The sequence below is a fragment of the Thermoleptolyngbya oregonensis NK1-22 genome (genome assembly GCF_032705245.1).
Classification (GTDB): domain Bacteria; phylum Cyanobacteriota; class Cyanobacteriia; order Elainellales; family Elainellaceae; genus Thermoleptolyngbya; species Thermoleptolyngbya sichuanensis.
The window spans coordinates 1249303-1267799 of record NZ_CP053540.1; the positions used below are offsets into that span (position 1 = coordinate 1249303).

Annotated in this window: 17 protein-coding genes; 4 read left to right on the top strand and 13 right to left on the bottom strand. The window is 55.9% G+C overall.

Annotation, left to right across the window (positions count from 1 at the left end; translation table 11 throughout):
* Nucleotides 1-218: 218 nt before the first annotated feature.
* The 8 genes from HNI00_RS05395 to HNI00_RS05430 all read right to left on the bottom strand — a co-directional run bounded on the left by HNI00_RS05395 (nt 219) and on the right by HNI00_RS05430 (nt 7321).
* Complete coding sequence (locus HNI00_RS05395; RefSeq protein WP_316791365.1) at nt 219-821, bottom strand: SMP-30/gluconolactonase/LRE family protein; 603 nt, start codon at nt 819-821, stop codon at nt 219-221.
* A gap of 274 nt (nt 822-1095) precedes the next feature.
* Nucleotides 1096-2565 (bottom strand): 9,9'-di-cis-zeta-carotene desaturase, encoded by a 1470-nt coding sequence (zds, locus tag HNI00_RS05400; protein ID WP_316791367.1) that lies wholly within the window; start codon nt 2563-2565, stop codon nt 1096-1098.
* Between the two features lie 45 nt (nt 2566-2610).
* The gene (hpxZ, locus tag HNI00_RS05405) at nt 2611-2988 is read right to left on the bottom strand and encodes an oxalurate catabolism protein HpxZ (protein WP_316791369.1); all 378 of its coding nucleotides are present in this window, start codon (nt 2986-2988) and stop codon (nt 2611-2613) included.
* A 248-nt stretch (nt 2989-3236) separates the two neighbouring features.
* The gene (locus HNI00_RS05410) at nt 3237-3521 is read right to left on the bottom strand and encodes a DUF3288 family protein (RefSeq protein ID WP_297075794.1); all 285 of its coding nucleotides are present in this window, start codon (nt 3519-3521) and stop codon (nt 3237-3239) included.
* A 176-nt stretch (nt 3522-3697) separates the two neighbouring features.
* Nucleotides 3698-4711 (bottom strand): type I glyceraldehyde-3-phosphate dehydrogenase, encoded by a 1014-nt coding sequence (locus HNI00_RS05415; RefSeq protein WP_277773069.1) that lies wholly within the window; start codon nt 4709-4711, stop codon nt 3698-3700.
* 205 nt (nt 4712-4916) lie between these two features.
* Nucleotides 4917-5579, bottom strand: coding sequence for a hypothetical protein (locus HNI00_RS05420; RefSeq protein ID WP_316791374.1), 663 nt, complete (start codon nt 5577-5579; stop codon nt 4917-4919).
* On the bottom strand, nt 5580-6131 hold the full coding sequence (locus HNI00_RS05425) for an Npun_F5560 family protein (RefSeq protein WP_172353629.1): 552 nt from the start codon (nt 6129-6131) through the stop codon (nt 5580-5582).
* A 131-nt stretch (nt 6132-6262) separates the two neighbouring features.
* Nucleotides 6263-7321, bottom strand: a complete 1059-nt coding sequence (locus HNI00_RS05430) for an NAD(P)/FAD-dependent oxidoreductase (RefSeq protein ID WP_316791376.1) — start codon at nt 7319-7321, stop codon at nt 6263-6265.
* 185 nt (nt 7322-7506) lie between these two features.
* On the opposite strand from HNI00_RS05430, the gene HNI00_RS05435 reads away from it, so the two are divergent.
* On the top strand, nt 7507-9726 hold the full coding sequence (locus tag HNI00_RS05435; RefSeq protein WP_316791378.1) for a SulP family inorganic anion transporter: 2220 nt from the start codon (nt 7507-7509) through the stop codon (nt 9724-9726).
* Nucleotides 9727-9944: 218 nt separating this feature from the next.
* Here HNI00_RS05435 and rpsF read toward each other — a convergent pair whose 3' ends face one another.
* Nucleotides 9945-10250 (bottom strand): 30S ribosomal protein S6, encoded by a 306-nt coding sequence (gene rpsF / locus HNI00_RS05440; protein WP_216655318.1) that lies wholly within the window; start codon nt 10248-10250, stop codon nt 9945-9947.
* 242 nt (nt 10251-10492) lie between these two features.
* Here rpsF and HNI00_RS05445 point away from each other — a divergent pair, with 242 nt between their 5' ends.
* The gene (locus tag HNI00_RS05445) at nt 10493-11290 is read left to right on the top strand and encodes a fumarylacetoacetate hydrolase family protein (RefSeq protein ID WP_316791380.1); all 798 of its coding nucleotides are present in this window, start codon (nt 10493-10495) and stop codon (nt 11288-11290) included.
* Between the two features lie 87 nt (nt 11291-11377).
* Here the strand turns inward: HNI00_RS05445 and HNI00_RS05450 are convergent, their stop codons facing one another.
* The 3 genes from HNI00_RS05450 to HNI00_RS05460 all read right to left on the bottom strand — a co-directional run bounded on the left by HNI00_RS05450 (nt 11378) and on the right by HNI00_RS05460 (nt 13389).
* Nucleotides 11378-11881: a Tic20 family protein gene (locus HNI00_RS05450; protein ID WP_297075777.1), complete on the bottom strand. Its 504-nt coding sequence runs from the start codon at nt 11879-11881 to the stop codon at nt 11378-11380.
* 293 nt (nt 11882-12174) lie between these two features.
* Nucleotides 12175-12582, bottom strand: coding sequence for an allophanate hydrolase-related protein (locus HNI00_RS05455; protein ID WP_297075775.1), 408 nt, complete (start codon nt 12580-12582; stop codon nt 12175-12177).
* A 93-nt stretch (nt 12583-12675) separates the two neighbouring features.
* The gene (locus HNI00_RS05460) at nt 12676-13389 is read right to left on the bottom strand and encodes a GntR family transcriptional regulator (RefSeq protein ID WP_316791384.1); all 714 of its coding nucleotides are present in this window, start codon (nt 13387-13389) and stop codon (nt 12676-12678) included.
* Nucleotides 13390-13775: 386 nt separating this feature from the next.
* Between HNI00_RS05460 and HNI00_RS05465 the strand changes: the two genes are divergently transcribed.
* Nucleotides 13776-16970 (top strand): valine--tRNA ligase, encoded by a 3195-nt coding sequence (locus tag HNI00_RS05465; protein WP_316791386.1) that lies wholly within the window; start codon nt 13776-13778, stop codon nt 16968-16970.
* A 415-nt stretch (nt 16971-17385) separates the two neighbouring features.
* Entirely contained in the window at nt 17386-17805 is a 420-nt protein-coding gene (locus tag HNI00_RS05470) for a hypothetical protein (RefSeq protein ID WP_316791388.1), read from the top strand.
* Between the two features lie 45 nt (nt 17806-17850).
* On the opposite strand, the gene gmk is transcribed toward HNI00_RS05470, so the two are convergent.
* Entirely contained in the window at nt 17851-18471 is a 621-nt protein-coding gene (gene gmk, locus HNI00_RS05475; protein ID WP_316791390.1) for a guanylate kinase, read from the bottom strand.
* Nucleotides 18472-18497: the final 26 nt, after the last annotated feature.

Here is an 18497-nt window from a genome sequence, read left to right on the forward strand (position 1 = left end):
TGGAATTCTATCGCGCTGGGAGCAGGTTCTAGGATTTAGAACTGGGGAAAGAGGCACGTAGAGCCATTGGGGATGTGGTTCTTATAGTCTGGTGATTGGCTGCCCCAGAAGAAACCGAAGGGCGATCGCAGTCAGAAGTCTTATTCGGAAACCAGGTAAGTTCCGAGGTAAGTTAAGCAGTGCAGACCAGATTCGGCACGCGACGACAGCATTGAATACTAGGCTGCGCCATACGTTACAGAACTTCCAACACGAACCACGCGCCGGAAGCGACCCGCTCCGGTAACCAAATTAATCGAGATTTCCTGATTGCGTACTGTATAGCCAATCAGCGTTCCCCGATCGAACCTCAACCCATACACATCGCTAAACCCAATATTGCCCACCCGTCTCGCTTTGCCTTTGGGCGTGATAGAAACTAGCACATCAGAAGATGATCCGGGCGATCGACTGGTGGCAAAAAACTGTTTCCGAGAGGCATCAAAAGCAATATCCCCACTGCTCGAAAATCCCGGAATTCGTCTGATGAGGGTTGCTTGACCCGTGCCTTGATTAATCCGATAAAACCCCTGACCCGCAGCGCCAAATAAATTCCCTTTGGCATCAAAACCCAGCGCGTTCATTGAGCCAATGCCCAAAGACCCAACAAAACTGGACTGTCCAGAACGGTTCAAGCGATAGAGGCTGGAGCCAGTCACCGCAAAAATTTTGCCGTCCTTGGACTGGGCAATATCCAGAAATGTCCGTCCTGTACCACGCGCTTGAAGCGTGTTTCCCTTAAGAAATCCCCACTGACCATCGCTAACAGAAATAAGCGTCATTCTTTACCCTGTCTTTCAAATCAAAGCTAGAAAAGATCGTGTGAAAACTACGCATTTGGGCAGATCCTTACAAATTTCCCCGAAGGAAGATTCAAAACTTGGAAAAACTCATCGAAATGCGTAAGTTTTGTCGCGATTTATACTCATTCTAAAAACAGCGAAAAACAGGCATAAAAACTCTAGAGAAAACTTTATACAGCCTTGATGAAAGCTTCCTCGGTTGCTTCCAAAGGCTATACGATCCTGAGTCTGCCCTTTAGGCTCATCAATCTCATCAATACTTAAACAATCCCGTACCCTGAACCTTGTAGCCCGTTGGCTCTAGGATGGCGGCGGCGGCCTGTTTGCCGGAAATCGTTGCGCCTTCCATGCTGTCGATATAATCCTGCTGCGTGTAGCTGCCTGCCAGGAAGAAGTTCGGCACGGGGGTCTTTTGGGGCGGGCGGTAGGGGTCCATTCCCGGATTTTCGCGATAGAGCGACTGCGCTAGCTTCACCACGTTAAACCAGGTCATGGTTAGCTCGCGGGAGGACGGGAAAAGATCGTGAAGCTGCTTTAGTGCGTGCTGGGCAATGTCTTCGTTGCTCATTTTGATAAACGGGTCGCCGGGGGTCAGCACGACCTGCATCAGCGAACCCTGGCCCTCGCGGTAATAGTCCTTGGGGCTAGTGAGCGCTAGGTCAGCAAAGCAGGAGAAATCCGCATCGGCACTGTAGAGCAAGTTGTCGAGTCCGGCAGCGTGGTCTAGCTGGTTGCGCTGTTCTGCGTCTTGCAGTTCTGTGACCCAGCCGTCGAAACGCATCTGCACCGTGACCACAGGCACAGCTTCTAGCTTGTAGATATTGTCAAATTCGGGATATTTGCGCCACTCGGCGGGCAGGAGTCGCTGAATTCCGGGCACGTCGCAGGCAGCCAGGTAGACATCGGCAGTTACGGTTTCTTCGGTGTCGCCATTGGCGATCGCCAGCCCCGTCACCACCGTTTTGCCGTCCTGCTCCTCAAACAAAATTCGCCGCGTTTGCCGCCGGGTGTAGACCTGTGCGCCGCGCTCCTGGATGTATTTCAGAATCGGCTTGTGCAAATACTCATCGGGGGAACCTGCCAGCATATTCAGCCGCGAGGCTTCTGTCTTGGCTGCAAACATCATAAAGATGGTGAGCATACAGCGGGCGGAGATTTCCTCTGTGTTGATAAAGCCAAGGGCGAGGGCGATCGGGTCCCACATGCGTTCTAGGCTGTGCTGCGATCCGCCGTGGCTGCGAAACCAGTCGGCAAAGCTGATGGCATCGAGCGCTCGAATCCACTTCATGGCCAGGTCGTAGTTGACTAGGCCGGGGACGATGGGGCTGGTGCCGAGGGCGATCGCATTTTGCAGCTTGTCGAGCAGCGTCAGTTGCTCCGTGGTGAAAAATGCCTTCAGCCCGTGAAACGGTGCGCCCAGCAAAAAGCGAAAGTCCAGCTTGCCAATCTCGCCGCCGCGATTCACGAAGGTATGCACATGCTCCTTCGGCAGCAGCGCTTCATACGCGCCCACCTTTCGCATCAGCGCAAACAGGTTGTTGTAATTGTTGAAAAAGACGTGCAGCCCCATTTCGATATGGTTGCCGTCTGCGTCGATCCAGCTTCCCACCTTGCCACCCACAAACGTCCGGGCTTCGTAGATCGACACCTCGTGGCCTGCGTCTACCAGTTCCACCGCCGCCGCCAGCCCAGCCAATCCTGCCCCAACGATTGCAACGCGCATTCTGCCAATCCCTTCAGACTTGCTTTAAGAATTTCTTTACATATTTTAACCCCCTAACAGGGACACATGAGCGCAGACCACCCGCCAACCCGCTGGCGTTCGGAGCCAGGTCTGGCTCTGGCGACCCGTTTTGCCAGAACTGGTGCGACGAAATTCAGTGTTGGCGGTGGCAAAATCGTTGCCATAGGTGGTGATGACGGTGTTGCTGAGGGTGCGGCGGAGGTCGCCCGTAGGACGGCTGGCGCGAAAGGCGGCGATTGCCTCATAGCCGTATAAATTCTCTGTCGCGCCATAGCGAATCGTGTAAGGACTCTGCCAGAACAGTTCATCCAGCGTCGCCACGTCGTTGTTCACCAAGGCCTGCTCGTAGCGTTCAAAGGCGGCCGTCACTTCCGCCACCACATCGGGTCGATTAATTTCCACGCTCGTTCTGTCAATCCTCCCTAGAAAAGATAGCTGTAAAAAAATAGCTGTAAATTGGCTAGAAACCCTCCAGGACTCAGAGTCAAAATTCAAAAAGTCAAAATTCAAAAACGCCAATTCAAAATCGCCACAGGACTGACGCACTTGCGTAAGTTTTCTGGGTTTTGGGCGATTTCTCGCGGGCGCAGCCCGCGAGAAATCGCCCAACTGCGTAAGTACCTACGCCAATCCAAAATCCCAAATTACTCCTAGCTCCAATCTTCTCGCTGATTATTGCGCCCTTGATAAATCTGGCTGGTCTGGTGAATTTGCCGCGTTTTCTCAAACAGTTCCTCTTCCGTCAGCCCCCACTGTTGCAGCACTTTGTCCAAATCGGCCTGAATGTCTCTCGCACCCGGAAACCCGTTGTAGCGAATCCGCAGCCGGGCCAGTTCGCTGAGGTTATAGTCCGTTGGGTCGCCGGAGAGGAGCGCGTTGGTAATTTGGCGATCGCCGCTCCACTGGGGATGCTGCTGGTCTTGCTTTTCGGCCATGTGATGTTCTGGACTTTCTGATCTCTTAACAACTCTCTTACAACATTAAAAGCCCCCTCTAGCATAAGGCTGCAACCGAGTTACAGCACTTTTCCAGAGGGGGAAAAGCAGTTCGTCAGCGAGATGACAGGCTCAAAGATGACAGGCTCAGGGCCGATTGCTCACTCAGGCAGGACTCAGGCAGCCCACTTTTGCGCCACAACCTCGGCCAGGTCAACCACGCGCTGGCTATAGCCCCACTCATTGTCGTACCAGGCGATAACCTTCACCATGTCGCCGCCCAGCACCATCGTCAGTTTCGAGTCGATCACAGAGGAGAAGTCTGTGCCGCGATAGTCGCAGGACACCAGTTCTAGCTCGCTATAGCCCAGGATGCCCTTCAGGTCGCCCTCAGACGCATTCTTGAGCGCTTCGTTGACCTGTTCCGCAATCACCTGCTTCTCGACCTGCACCACAAAGTCCACCACGGAGACGTTGGGCGTGGGAACCCGCAGCGCAATCCCATTCAGCTTGCCCGCTACTTCAGGAATCACTAGGGCAACTGCCTTGGCTGCGCCTGTGCTGGTGGGGACGATGTTTAGCGCAGCGGCACGGGCCCGACGCACGTCCCGGTGGCTGGCATCTAGCAAGCGCTGGTCGCCTGTATAGCTGTGGGTGGTGGTCATCGTGCCTTTGATGATGCCAAAGTTGTCATTGATGACCTTCACGATAGGCGCAAGGCAGTTAGTGGTGCAGCTTGCGTTGCTGATGATCGTATGCTTGCTGTGGTCGTAATCTTTTTCATTGACACCGACCACAAAGGTGCCGTCGTCATTTTTCCCCGGCGCAGTGATGAGGACTTTCTTGGCTCCAGCTTCTAGGTGCTTGGAAGCGCCTTCGCGGCTGGTGAAAACACCCGTTGATTCAATGACGAGATCGATACCCCATTCACCCCAGGGCAAGTTGAGGGGGTTGCGATCAGAAACGCACTTAACGACCTTACCGTTTGCAGTAATGGTGTTTTCATCGGCGCTGATGTCTGCGTTTAGCTTGCCTAGCATCGAGTCGTAGGTCAGCAGGTGCGCGTTAGTACGGGGGTCGGAGGTATCGTTAATGGCAACGATTTCAAAATCGCTGTGGGATCGCCCCAGCCAGCAGCGCATGAAGTTCCGCCCAATGCGCCCGAAGCCGTTAATTGCTACTCTAATCACTGCGTCTTGCCCTCTTTACACTAGATATTCGCCAATGTTGAAACAGATCATACACTTTTAAGAGTTCACCACTCAAGGAAATCAGGTCGAGCGCTAAGGCATCGGGGATCAAAACTCTTAAGCGGATCTGCGTCAGAAAACTGTCCTGACGACACTTAGTATAGGCATTTATACTTACCCTTTGCAAGGGCGAAACTTATCAGTTCTATAAGATTTTTGTCGATTCGCCTGGGATGCTGAGGTCGAGGAGGGGCTGGTGGCTGAGGCAGAGCCAGTGGGCCGTAAACAGATCGGGCGTTTGAACCGATAGGCTGGCGATCGCCCCTGCGGCCGGATAGGGCCAGAGCCGATCAAACACTACGCCCTCGTCGCTCAGCGCAACCTGTAATAAATAGACAGCGGGGGGCGCATTCAGCCAGTCCAGCAGGCGAAAGGCAAGGGCATAGAGGGGCTGGCGCTGGCGATCGCTCAGGTGGTGGGGCTGGCGGTATTGTTCTGGGGTGTGGGCAGCGAGGGCGATCGCCTCGCCGTAGAGCGGCCCTCTAGCCGTGAGCGCAATGGGCAGCCAGAGCGAACCATCGCCAGGTTTCACGCCAAAGTGGTTTGCCACCGACTGGCGCAGGCTGTCTACCTGGGCACAGGCACGAAACACCGATGCGCCGGGAAACGCCAGGGCCTCTGGCAGGGCCAGCGTCAGCGGGCAGAAGAGATCCTCTGGGGCTACGACAGGCGGCAGGTCGGCAGGCGCGACGACTCGAACCGTATCAGGGGTGGAACCTGTGGGACACTGGGCGATGGCCCGCTTCAGTTGGGCGATCGCCTGCTCTGCAAATGGATTGGACTCTGCAACAATCCAGACCTGAGCCACTTAGGCACCGCCATAGGACGAAACCGACACGGGCACGGGCGCACCAGCACGCGGGAAGCTCGGCAGGTCGATCTGCGTGACGCGGCGGGTGCGAACGGCTAGGCGATAGCTGACGCTCTGCAACTCGGCATGGAGGCGGCGGTTTTCCTGCTGAATCTGGGCCACCTTTTCCTTGATCGGCTGCAAGCGCTCCAGATACTTCTGACGGTAGATATGGGGCAACTCCTGCACCACCTGCTCCAGCATCCGGGAGCGGTCGGTCAGTTCCTGCACCGATTGGCGCAGTTGATAGACCTCGGTGTCGCGGCTGGCGATCTGCTCTTGATAGAACCCGACCTGCTGCTCGACGGCTTGAAGCTGCTCTCTCAGCACCCGCATCTCGTTTTGATGCCGCTCTGACAGCGCCGCCGAAGGAGCCTGATTGGACTGGCCTTTGACCAGTCGAAATAGCTCTTGCGACAACTGCTGCACAAGCTGGTCGCGCATCTGGAGTTCTTCGCGCAGGTGCGCGACTTCTGCCTGGAGTTCTGGGATCGTTAGAGAATGAGTCATATCACTCCGACTGGCGGTTCGGTGGGTCTAGCAGGAAAAGGAAAAGGACCGAGGGTGAATTGTGGTAGAAGGGGGAGTTTGGAGTTTAGAGTTTGGATTTTGGGGATTGGTGAAGTGGCTGAAGACTAGAGTTAGGAAGCGGCTTCGATGGGTTGGGGGAAGGACTCAGGGGGTAGGGTGTCGGAATCGGGGTCGGAATGGGGTTTGTCTAAATGGGCTTCCCAGCGGCGGGGTGGCGAGGCTCGTCGGATTTCGCGCCAGATGGCGGTCGCAGCTAGCGCACCGTCTGCAACGGCGATCGCCACTTGGTTGATTCCCTCTTTTAGATCTCCCAGCGCAAAAATGCGGGGGTGAGACGTGCGGCACATCCCGTCAGTCACCAAGTTGTTGCCCTTCCATTCCAAGTCCAACCCTTGCAGATATTCGTTGAAGTAGTGGGAACCCATTGCGATCAGACCCGTTTCCAGCGGAACCATAGAACCGTCGATTAGCTCAACGCCCGTCATCTCGTGATCATGACCGAGGAAGCGCTTAATCGGCAATTCTACTAGAGGATAGCCGTGATCGCGCAACTTTTTACGCATTTCTGCACTCACCTCAAACAAGCCCTGCGTAAACACGGTGATGTAGGGGGTAAACCAGTTCAGCACAAAGGCGGTGTTGATATTGCCTTCGGAGTTGACAAATAGCCCGCAGCGTTTGTCCGCCATTTCGTAGCCGTCGCAAATCATGCAAACGTGCAGGTTATAGCCTGCGTAGTCGTACACGTTTTGCATGTTTTCTAGCTGCGGCAGGTGGTCGATGATGCCGCTGGCGGCGATGACATACTTGCTCCGAAATACGGGATATACGCTGTCGGTCTTGCCGACTTTCACTTTCACCGCAAAGGTGTCGCCCTCGTCTGCGACCGATTCCACATAGCCGCGCAGATGGTCTGCACCGAGCGATAGTGCGTGATCTTGCCCCTGTTGCAGCAGGTCGCGGCCGGGTGTGTCGGGTGGTAGCCCCAGATAATTCCGCAAATCCTGCATCCAGAAGGAGCGGCCCCTGCCTTTTTCAACGACTAGACACGAGAGGCGATAGCGCTGAAGATAGATTGCTGCGGAAAGCCCCCCCGCGCCGCCGCCCACAATGATGACATCGTAAACGTGATTGAGGCGATCGCCCAGGTTCTTTTTACTCAGCTTCATGGCGTATTGGGGTACAAGATGGGCAGGGCGTTTAGCGGCTTGCAGTCCTGCATTTTGGCCACAGTCTAAGCCCAGCAAGACAAGCCTAGCAAGAATTTCAGGGATCGGTTGGAGATTCCCCCGTTTTTCGGACAGGCGGAGTATAATCCCTGCAACCCGACTTACTTTTTTTGCGGCGGAACCCGATGAATCCCCTGCTTGAACGGCTAAGGACGATGCCGATGCAAGTCCTTGTGTCTGAGATGACCGCGGGACTGTTGATGGGGCTGGTGCTAACTACGGATGCGATCGCCGTTGGGCTGATCTTGATGGCGGGCTTGCCCTCTGGGGCGCAGAGTGTTGGCATTTTGATGGCGCTCTTGAGTACGGCGGTGACGGGGGTAGTGGTGACGCTGGGCAGCAGGCTCCCGATTGCGGTTGTGGGCCCGTCTGTGGAGGCGGCGGCTATTCTGTCCGTCGCAGCAGGCGCAATCCATCGAGAACTATCGCAATCAGGAGCCAGTGGCTCTAGTCTGCCGACGGTGTGGGCGCTGGTGGGTCTGAGCAGTGTGCTGACGGGACTCGTGCTTTGGAGCATTGGTCGGTTTCGGTGGAGCCGATTTTTGCAATTTGTTCCCTATCCCGTTCTGGGTGGCTTTTTGGCAGGGATTGGCTGGCTGGTGGTGCAGGTGGGTTTTAGCCTAGTTGCCAACGGTGCAGAGGGGATGGATTTGGTGTATCAAGTTCTTCAGTCAGAGACCCTGCTCAAGCTATTGCCAGGGCTGGGGCTGATGGCTGTGCTGATGGCGTTGGAACGGTGGTTCGACCATTTTTTGGTGCTGCCGCTCTGTTTGTTGGGGGCGATCGCCCTCTCGCACGGGGTTCGGCTGGGGCTGGGCGTTCCTTTGGAAGCGGCGATCGCCGACGGCTGGTTTCTCTCTCCGCTCCGGGATAGCTTTGTGATCCAGAACGTCGAGGGAAATTTTTTCAGCCAGATCCATCTGCCGACTCTAATGCAACACAGTGGAGCGCTGGTCGGCATCGTGCTGCTGGTGCCGCTGGTGCTGATGTTTGAGGCGGTTGGCATTGAACTTGCGCTCAAGCAAGAAACCAACATTGACCAAACCTTGAAGGTCAACGGCATCGCCAATATGCTCATTGGGCTGGGTGGCGGATCGCTCTCGCATCTTGACCTGGCCAACACGCTGATTCATCAAAAAGCGGGCGCGACCTTGCGACTTGCGGGACTCGTTGCGGCGGGATGCATCCTGCTTGCCCTGCTGTCCAGAAATCTGCTGGCTTACCTGCCGACATTTGTGGTCTTCTCGCTGACGGTTCTCGCTGGACTGGATTTATTAGTGGAATGGCTCTATCAAAGCTGGTTTCGCCTATCTCGAATGGAATACGGGCTGGTTTTCGGAATTTTTCTAGTCATTTCAGCAGTCGATTTTTTGCTGGGTATTGGCCTGGGCATTTTGGCGGCCTGCGTCGTCTTTGTCGTCAACTACAGCCGCGTTCAGGCAGAGCGCTATCGGCTCTCTGGCGCAGACCATCCCAGCAGCGTGCAGCGATCGCCCGTGCTTCAGCAAATCCTGCAAGCCGAAGGCAAACAGATCGAAATTTTGCGGCTTCAGGGATATCTGTTCTTTGGCACCACCACCCAACTTTTGTCGCAAGTGCGCCAACGCGCAGACGATCCTGACCTGATGCCGCTGCGGTTTTTGGTGCTGGATTTTCGCCGGGTCAGCGGCATGGATTCCTCTGCGGTGCTGAGCTTTGTCAAACTCCGGCAATTGGCAGTTCAGCACTCGTTTCAGTTGGTGTTTTCAGAGGTGCGATCGCCCCTAGAACGCCAACTCCGGCAGGGAGGGTGTTTAGAAGAAGAAGACTCGGTTTGTCATCTCTTTGCCGAACTCGATCGCGGCGTAGAATGGTGCGAAAATCAGATCCTGCTGACGATTCCTCTCCGAAGACAGCGATCGCTGCCGCTGGCGCTCCAGTTGCAGAATTGGTTTCCCCATCTCGATGACGCTTCGGCCCTGATGGATTACTTGGAAGAGATTTCCGGCGAGGTTGGCTACCTGCTATTTCGCCACGGCGATGCGCCAGATGGACTTTTTCTTATAGAAAGCGGGCAGATCAGCATCATTTTGGAACTGGCTGATGGCACCACCCAGCGGCTCCAGACCGTGGGCGCGGGGAATATTGTGGGAGAGCGATCGCTCTATGCCTGCATACCCCACACCAGTTCTGCGGTGGCTGAAAAGCCCTGCACACTGTACTGGCTATCTGCCCAGGCACTCGGACGAATGGAGGACGAAGCTCCGACGCTGGCGGCCGCGTTTCACCGATTTGTTCTCCATCGGCTCACGGAGCAGTTGATTCATCGCGAACAAACGCTGAAGCGGTTGCTAGAGGATGCCTAGCGCTAGAAATCAGGGAGCAGGCTTTCAGACAGCCCGAACTGACGCATCCGAACTGACGCAGAGGAAGCCAGGGCAGCCGGATATTTTTTAGCTTGCTTCAAGAGGTTTGCTCTAGGGCTTTAAAGCATCAATCCCTGCAAAGTAGCGGACTTCACAGGGATCATCTACGACCAAATTTTACAGCCAAGTTTGCGCGTTGATTCAGCCTGGTGGAACCGCTAGGCAGGCTCCTTTGCAGCAGGCTCTTCAACGCGAATGGTGAGATAGCGGATTACATCTTCGCTGAGGCGCATGGCCCGCTCCATCGTGGCGACTGCATTGCCGCTGGCGACGTAGTTCATCTGGATATATACGCCTTCGCGATGCTTGCCGATGTCGTAGGCAAGGCGGCGCTTGCCCCGGTGCTGGGTGTCGATGTCAGTTGCGCCCTGGTCTTTCAGGATGGTTTGGTATTTGGCGATCGCCGCATCGGTCTGGTCATCCCCCAGGTCAGGCCGGAGGATGTACATCGTTTCGTAATTCATGGGTTTAAGGAGTCTCCTTGTGGACAGACGGCCTCTAGAGGCAGATGCGCTGAGCAAACGAACGTCAGGACGACGGACCTTGAAGAAACCCATGCCCCTGGCGATCGCCCTAGTGGTTCAGGCAGGTCTTGCCGGACAATGGGTAAGTCTACGCCTTGCGGCCGCTCGTTCAATCGGGCATTCTGGCTTAGAAGCAAGGAAATACAATTCTATCACTCATTCCCTGGATTTCAGTTTTTGCTATGGCGCAGCGCTACGTTCGGGTTCAAACCACCTCCGGTCAGCTTTACTACGGCATTTTGCAGCTTAACCGCCAGGTGCAGGTGCTGGATGCGCCGCCGTGGCTGGAGGGGCAGTTGACCGATCTGCTGATCGAGCCGGATAGCTATCGGCTGTTGGCCCCCTGCGTGCCGTCAAAAATCATCGCCGTGGGCAAAAACTACGCCAAGCACGCTGCCGAAATGGGCACCGAAGCCCCGAAAGAGCCGCTGCTGTTTCTCAAGCCCTCAACGACGCTGATTGCAATGGGCGACCCAATTTTCTATCCGCCCCAGTCGGAGCGGGTGGACTATGAAGGTGAACTGGCGCTGGTGATTGGCGATCGCTGCTGTGATTGCTCCCCCGAAGCTGCCCAGAACAAGATTTGGGGCTACACCATTGCCAACGATGTCACCGCCCGCGACTTGCAAAAAAAAGACGGTCAATGGACTCGCGCCAAAGGCTTTGATACCTTTTGTCCGCTGGGCCCGTGGATCGTGCGGGAACTGAACCCCAGCGCCCGCCTGCAAACTTTTTTGAACGATAGTCCCAAGCCTGTGCAGTCGGCGCTGATTAGCGAAATGACCTTTGCGCCAGAGGTGCTGGTGTCCTACATCAGTCAGGTGATGACGCTGCTGCCAGGGGACGTAGTGCTGACGGGCACGCCGGAAGGGATTGGGCCCGTGCAAGTGGGCGATCGCATTCGGGTGGAAATCGAGGGCATTGGCGCACTAGAAAACACAATTGCCGCCAGAAATGCGGAACCAGCGGCGATCGCCTGACCCCCGCTGGCTCAACTGCCCTCAATGCTTAGCAATTTTTCAAAAATAATCTAGGCTAGCCCGCTGACAGCAAGCTGGTGCGGCAAGCTAGTACACATGCATTTTTGCCGCGTCAGAAATCGTCGGAATCTCGGCATAGCGGCCCAGCGCCGACTGCACAATCGCATAAATGCAGAGGATAAATGCCCCCAAAAACAGCGCCGTAAAGAGGCTCTGCACAAACAGCGGCGGCAGCACCTCGGAGATTGGACTGATCACCAGCGCAAACAGGCTCAGCGCAATGCCAATCAGGATAGATTGCATCGTGTTGAACCGGATGAAATGAGAAATGCTTTCGTTGCGGACGACCAGAAAATACAGCGCCAGGAAGACCAGGAATCCACCAATGCCAAACCCGCCAAACGAAAAGATGCCCGTTACCAGACTATAGGCAAAGGCGAAGGGAGCCAGCGGCAGCAGCAGGGGTTGCAGCATCGGAAACTCCCTCAGTAGCCCCATCCCAAAGGGCAGCGCCTCCAGCATCGGCAGGATGTAGGGAAGGCAGGCAAACAGGCGATCGAGCGGGCCAGCAGAGGATGTGCGCCAGGACATAGGTTGAACTCTCCGATGGTCGTCTTGATGGGTGACTTGCGATGGGTGACTCGCGATGAGTGTCTGTATCAGGCGTGTGCAACGGGCACTGGTAAAACATTGCCTAGAACATTGCCTAAAACATTGCCTAAAACATTGCCCAGACTCTAGCGATGGAAGCTTTAGGGCGATGAGAACTACTCCAGTGTAAGGCACACGCCTAAAATCGCGCAGCTTGGGATGAATCACGCACTTTATTCGCGCCCGCCCACCCGACGGTCTTGACCTGTGTCCGCCCCGTTTCGATGAACCGCTTAGCTGCTGGCGGATGCGGTGGCCGCCTTATAAGCAATCCAGCCGCCGTAGTGCGACACGTCTTCCCAGCCGTACTGTTCTACTAGTTCTCTGGGGTAGAGGAAGGCAGTCACTACGCTGCCGTCTTCCAGGTACACGTCTTTGGGGTGCATATTGGGCGGCTCGTTGCTGGCCAGGTAGTCGAACTGCTCGGCCGTCATCTCATATACTTCGCCTGGAATCGAGATGCCGCCTTCTTCGACGGGATAAATGCCAGGATGCCAGCCGTTTTGTACCGAATGCAGGCGATACATGGGCTTGGTTTTGGCTTCCCGCACAAACGTAGCGGATTGCAGGTTGCCGTGGTCGGGCTGGCCGCGCAGGGCAGAGCCGCAGATAAAGACGTAGCGAGTCGTGGCTTCGGTCATAGCAGTTGGATAGGACGTGGATGGAACAATGGATGGATAGAACAAAATCTCACATCATCTCATCATGGCATTATCGTGCTATCCCTTATCACTTCATCCGTCTACGCCGTGCTGCAAGTTCTCTACTTCTTGTGTCACGCGGGCTTGGCTGGCGATCAGGTGAGTCCGAATGGCAGCAACGGCGGCGCTGATGTCGGCCTCAGAGCGCGATCGCCAGCCCGTCTGAATCGTCTCGAAGATCTGCCGATGCTCCTGCCGAATTTCCAGGACGCGGGGATTGTGGCGCGTCGTTTGCACCCGCAGCAGCGCCATCTTGTCAAACACCTGATCCAGCAGCGACACCAGCCAGCGATTGCCAGAGCTTTCGGCAATCAGCCGATGAAACCGATAGTCCAGATCGAGCATTTCGGGGCTGTATTCGGTCTGGGACTTGCTCAGGGTTTCGGACTGGGCCACCAACTGTTCGAGCGATCGCACTTGCTCTGGTGTGGCGTGTTGGCAGGCTCCCTGGACGGCAAACTGCTCCAGCGCCAGCCGACAGTCATAAAGCTGAATTACGTCTTCGACCGACAGCGAGGCCACCCGCAGCCCACCGCTGCTGTCGGCCATGACCAGCGTATCCCGCTGAAGCTGGCGCATCGCCTCGCGAATCGGCGTGCGGCTGACCTGGAGTCGCTCGGCAAGCTGCGTTTCTACTAGCCGCTGCCCAGGAGCCAGATCTCCAGACAAGATGCTGGCCCGCAGCGCTTCGTAGGTCTGCTCGTAAAGTGATTTACTACGTTGAACCGAAAGGGAAGAGAGAGTCAAAACGAGAAGATCCTTCGCGTTAAATCAGTAAATAAGTAATGAGTAAATAGTCGAATGTTGAATTAAGTTCAGAATTTAGGCTACTTAGCCCAGATGCAGCTTACAGCAGCCCTACTCAAAACTACCCTGATTGAGCAAGGACAGCGGAAGAAGAAGCTTAAAGATTGCAAGCCTAGGCAGCCTTTAGGATGGCAAGGACATAGACCTCAGGGTCGTCTAAACCATGTGCCCTGTATGCAGTGTACACGCAGGCTCGATTTGCATCCAGCCTCCCGCAGGGTTGGGGACGTGTCTAACCCTTCACGGCCCATCCCCAAACTCTGACATCTAACTGCAAAATTCTTGTAACGTGGTAAGGAGTAATCCAGCCAAATTCTGCGCCAGTCATGACTGCGACTATCCCCAACTTGCCCAGCCAATACGACGCTGCGATCGCCGAACCCAAATGGCAACGATATTGGGAAGAGCGGCAAGTTTTCAAAGCAGACCCCAACGCTCCGGGCGAGCCATACTGCATCGTGATTCCGCCGCCCAACGTGACGGGCAGCCTGCATATGGGCCATGCGTTTGAACACGCGCTGATCGATGTGCTAGTGCGCTATCACCGCATGATCGGTCGCAACACGCTCTGGCTCCCCGGCACTGACCACGCCAGCATCGCCGTGCAAACGCTTTTGGAAAAGGAACTGCGGCAGCAGGGCAAAACCCGCTACGATGTGGGGCGCGAGGCATTCCTCAAACGCGCCTGGGAATGGAAAGAAGAATCCGGCGGCACCATCGTCGGTCAGCTTCGTCGCCTGGGGCTGTCGGTAGACTGGAGCCGCGAGCGCTTCACGATGGATGAGGGGCTGTCTAGGGCGGTGCTGCATTCCTTCAAGCAGCTTTATGACGAGGGCTTGATCTATCGCGGTAAGTATATGGTGAACTGGTGCCCCGCCAGCCAGTCTGCGGTGTCGGATCTGGAGGTGGAAAACCAGGAGGTAAACGGCCACCTCTGGCACTTCCGCTATCCGCTGACGGATGGGTCTGGCTTTGTCGAAGTGGCGACGACGCGCCCGGAGACGATGCTGGGTGATACGGCGGTGGCGGTGAATCCAGGAGACACGCGCTATCAGCATCTCCTTGGCAAGACGATTCGCCTGCCCATCACCGGACGCGAAATTCCCATCATTGCCGACGACTACGTGGATGCCAGCTTTGGCACAGGTGCGGTGAAGATTACGCCTGCCCACGACCCCAACGACTTTGAAATGGGCAAGCGCCACAACCTGCCGTTCATCAACGTGATGAACAAAGACGGCACGATGAACGAAGTTGCCGGGCCATTCCAGGGACTCGACCGCTTCGAGGCCCGCAAGCAGGTGGTGCAGCGGCTCCAGGATGAAGGTTTCCTGGTCAAGGTTGAGGACTACAAGACCACTGTGCCCTATAGCGATCGCGGCAAAGTGCCCATCGAGCCGCTGCTTTCGACCCAGTGGTTTGTGAAAATTCGCCCCCTGGCCGATGCAGCGCTGGATCGGCTAGATAACTACAACGAACCGGAATTTATCCCCGAACGCTGGAAGAAGGTCTATCGCGACTGGCTGGTAAGCCTGCGCGACTGGTGCATCTCGCGGCAGCTTTGGTGGGGCCATCAGATTCCTGCTTACTACGCTGTTAGCGAGACGGGCGGCGAGATTACGGACGATACGCCCTTTGTGGTGGCGATGTCGGAAGATGAAGCGCGATCGCACCTGTTGGCCCGCTACGGCGATAGCGTGCAGATTCAGCAAGATCCCGACGTACTCGACACTTGGTTCTCTTCGGGACTCTGGCCCTTTTCTACGATGGGCTGGCCGGATCAGACAACTGACCTAGCGACCTACTATCCCACGACAACGCTCGTCACAGGGTTCGACATTATCTTTTTCTGGGTCGCCCGCATGACCATGATGGCGCAGCACTTTACGGGCAAAATGCCGTTCCAGTATGTCTACATTCACGGTCTGGTGCGGGACGAAAATAACAAGAAAATGTCGAAGTCGGCCAACAACGGCATCGACCCGCTGCTGCTCATTAACAAGTACGGCACCGACGCACTGCGCTACACGCTGGTCAAAGAGGTTGTGGGTGCGGGGCAAGACATTCGCCTGGAATATAACCGCAAGACCGACGAATCGCCCTCAGTGGAGGCCTCGCGCAACTTTACCAACAAGCTGTGGAATGCCTCTCGGTTCGTGATGATGAACCTGGACGGACAAACCCCCGCGCAACTGGGGGAACCAGGATCAGAAGGGCTGGAGATGAGCGATCGCTGGATTCTCTCCCGCTATCACCAGACAATTCAGCAGACCCGTAACCAAATCGACAACTTCGGATTGGGCGAAGCAGCGAAGGGGTTGTACGAGTTCATCTGGGGCGACTTTTGCGACTGGTATATTGAGCTAGTCAAGTCGCGGCTTCAGGATACCAGCGCGGGCGATCGCCGTCGTGCGGCTCAGCAAACCCTGGCCACGGTGCTAGAGGGGACACTGCGCCTGCTGCACCCGTTTATGCCGCATGTCACCGAGGAAATTTGGCACACGCTGACGCAAACGGGCGAAGAGGCAACTTTGGCGCTCCAGCCCTATCCCGTAGCCGATCCCCAGCGCATCAACTCTAATTTGGAGGATCAGTTTGGGCTAATCTTCGACACCATTCGCACGGTGCGGAACCTGCGAGCCGAGGCAGATATCAAACCGGGCGTGAAGATTCGCACCGTCCTGCAAACGGACAACGCCCAGGAACGAGCCATTCTCACGGCTGGGCAGACCTATATTAAAGATTTGGCAAAGATTGAGAGCCTGTCTATTCCAGAACCCGTGTCCGTGCCGACTACGCCCAGCGACTCGCTGCCTGCACCCAACGAGTTTGAGGCAGAGGCATTGCACTTGGCTCAAGAAGCCGCCGAAGCTGCCTACAAAGCGGTCGAAGGTGTGAACTTTGGCTCTCTGGAGCGCTATCGCAAGCTGATTGTGACGCTGGGCCTGGTGGTGGCGCTGGTGCTGGTGTCGCGGACGCTGCTGGCGACGGTGCATTCGCTGAATGGGCTGATTTTGGTCACGCCGCTGCTGAAACTGCTGGGCTTTGGATACACGATCTGGTTTGCCATCCGCTATCTCTCGACTTCTCAGAAGCGCCGTGAGTTTGGGGAGTTGGTCAATCGAGTGGTGACGGATATTCTGGGCGAAGCGTCGCCTTCTGATGCTACGCCGACGATGCCCAAAATCCCGTCGCCGCAATCGACAAAGCCTGTGCCTGTGCCCCAGGTGCAGGAAGTGCCGACTCCGCCTGGGGGAACGCCACAGGCGATGGTGGGCGTGGTGCGGACGGTGCAGGTGTCGGTGCCGCTGGCGGGTGTGGTGGACGTTGCTGCCCTGCGAGCTAAGCTGGAGAAGGATCTGGCCAAGACCACGGCAGAAGCCGAAAGCCTGCGATCGCGCTTGAGCAATGCCAACTTTGTCGATCGCGCTCCGGCAGAGGTGGTTCAAGGGGTGCGGGATGCTTTGGCAGAGGCGGAAACACAGGCTGCTATTCTGCGCGATCGCCTCTCCCGACTTTAGGACTCTCCCGACTTTAGGCTAGAGTCCTGACGGGGTGCCTATGGGTTTGCATCTGGGGGTGATGTTGACTTTGCTATCGCAATTTACTAGATGCACTCTCCGTGGACTCATACGTTGATAGTTTTTGTAGTCTTTGACACTATCTACTGTGACAGTTCAGAATCTTCATGCAATTCGGCTGCGATCGCCTTAGACTCTGAGCAGGGCCAGCGGTATACTTAACTGTTAAGGATTCACAAATCTTCTCAATCACAGCTCGATTCTGATGCTCTACCTGGCTCAGGTGACAACGCGAGATTCTGAAGGGAAGGCGGGACTAAAGTTGCTTGCCCAAAAGCGTGCTGACTACGTATGGGCAGTGTGTGAGTCCGGAGATATTGTGTGGGCCGAAGCATCCGAACGTTATGCAACAGGCATGTTGGTTCTCGTGGAGCTAAGCAGCTCGATGAAGATCAAGCAGGTGCAGGATGCAAAAGATTGGGTTTTGGAAATTGTGCAGGATTATCTGACCGCCGGGGTTTCACCCGCGCTACTCCACGAAGAAGCGCAGAGGGCCGAGCAGTGGCGGCAATCCTACACCATGAAAGAGCAGGAGATTGGACGACGAGCGCTAGAGGTTGAGGCCTGGCGGGATCAGATCCAGGAATTGGAGGAAAATCTAAAGCGCGAAAAAAAGCAGATTGAGATGATGGCAAACGCGCTACGCCTCAATGCAGACCCTAGCGCAGGCTCTCATGCTGAGGAGACCATTGCGGCTGCTCCTGTGAACCACAACCACAGCGCGGGCAAAGATGCTCCAGTTCAAAGCCCTTCAGAAGAATCGCAGCCTGTCTAGAATTCCTGGTTTGCTTGGCAGACGGAGCCACTGAATTGCCAGTCCTCAGGGCGTTTTGACCTTTTCGCTGAGGGCGATCGCTGGGTCTGGCAGGGTATCTGTGTTTGGGAATAGAATTCGCTCAATGCGGTCTAGGGCCAGACCCAGATCATCGTTGACGACCTGCACATCAAACTCGTCAGCCGCATTGATTTCGGCGCGGGCCCGCTCCAGCCGACGGGCGATCGCCTCTTCCGAATCTTGCCCCCGACCCCTCAAACGATGCTCCAGCTCATGCAGCGAAGGCGGCAGCACAAAAATCCGCAGCGCCTCTGGGAAGGTGTCCCGAATTTGCCGTGCCCCTTCTAGCTCAATTTCTAAAATGACCCACTTCCCCTCCTGAACTGCTGCCTCCACAGGACGACGGGGCGTGCCGTAGCAGTTGCCTGCAAACTCAGCCCACTCCAGCAGTTCCCCTTGGTCAACTAGCGCCTGAAACTCGGCACGACTCAGAAAAAAGTAGTGCTGACCATCGACCTCTCCAGGACGCGGCGCACGAGTCGTCGCTGAGATCGAGAGATAAAGCTCAGGATGCCGTGTCATCAAGGCTTTCAAGAGCGTGCCCTTGCCAACCCCGCTCGGCCCAGTTAGGACAATTAGCCTGCCACTTGACCAACGCTCTTGCATATAACAACTGCAACCAAAATCTTTAG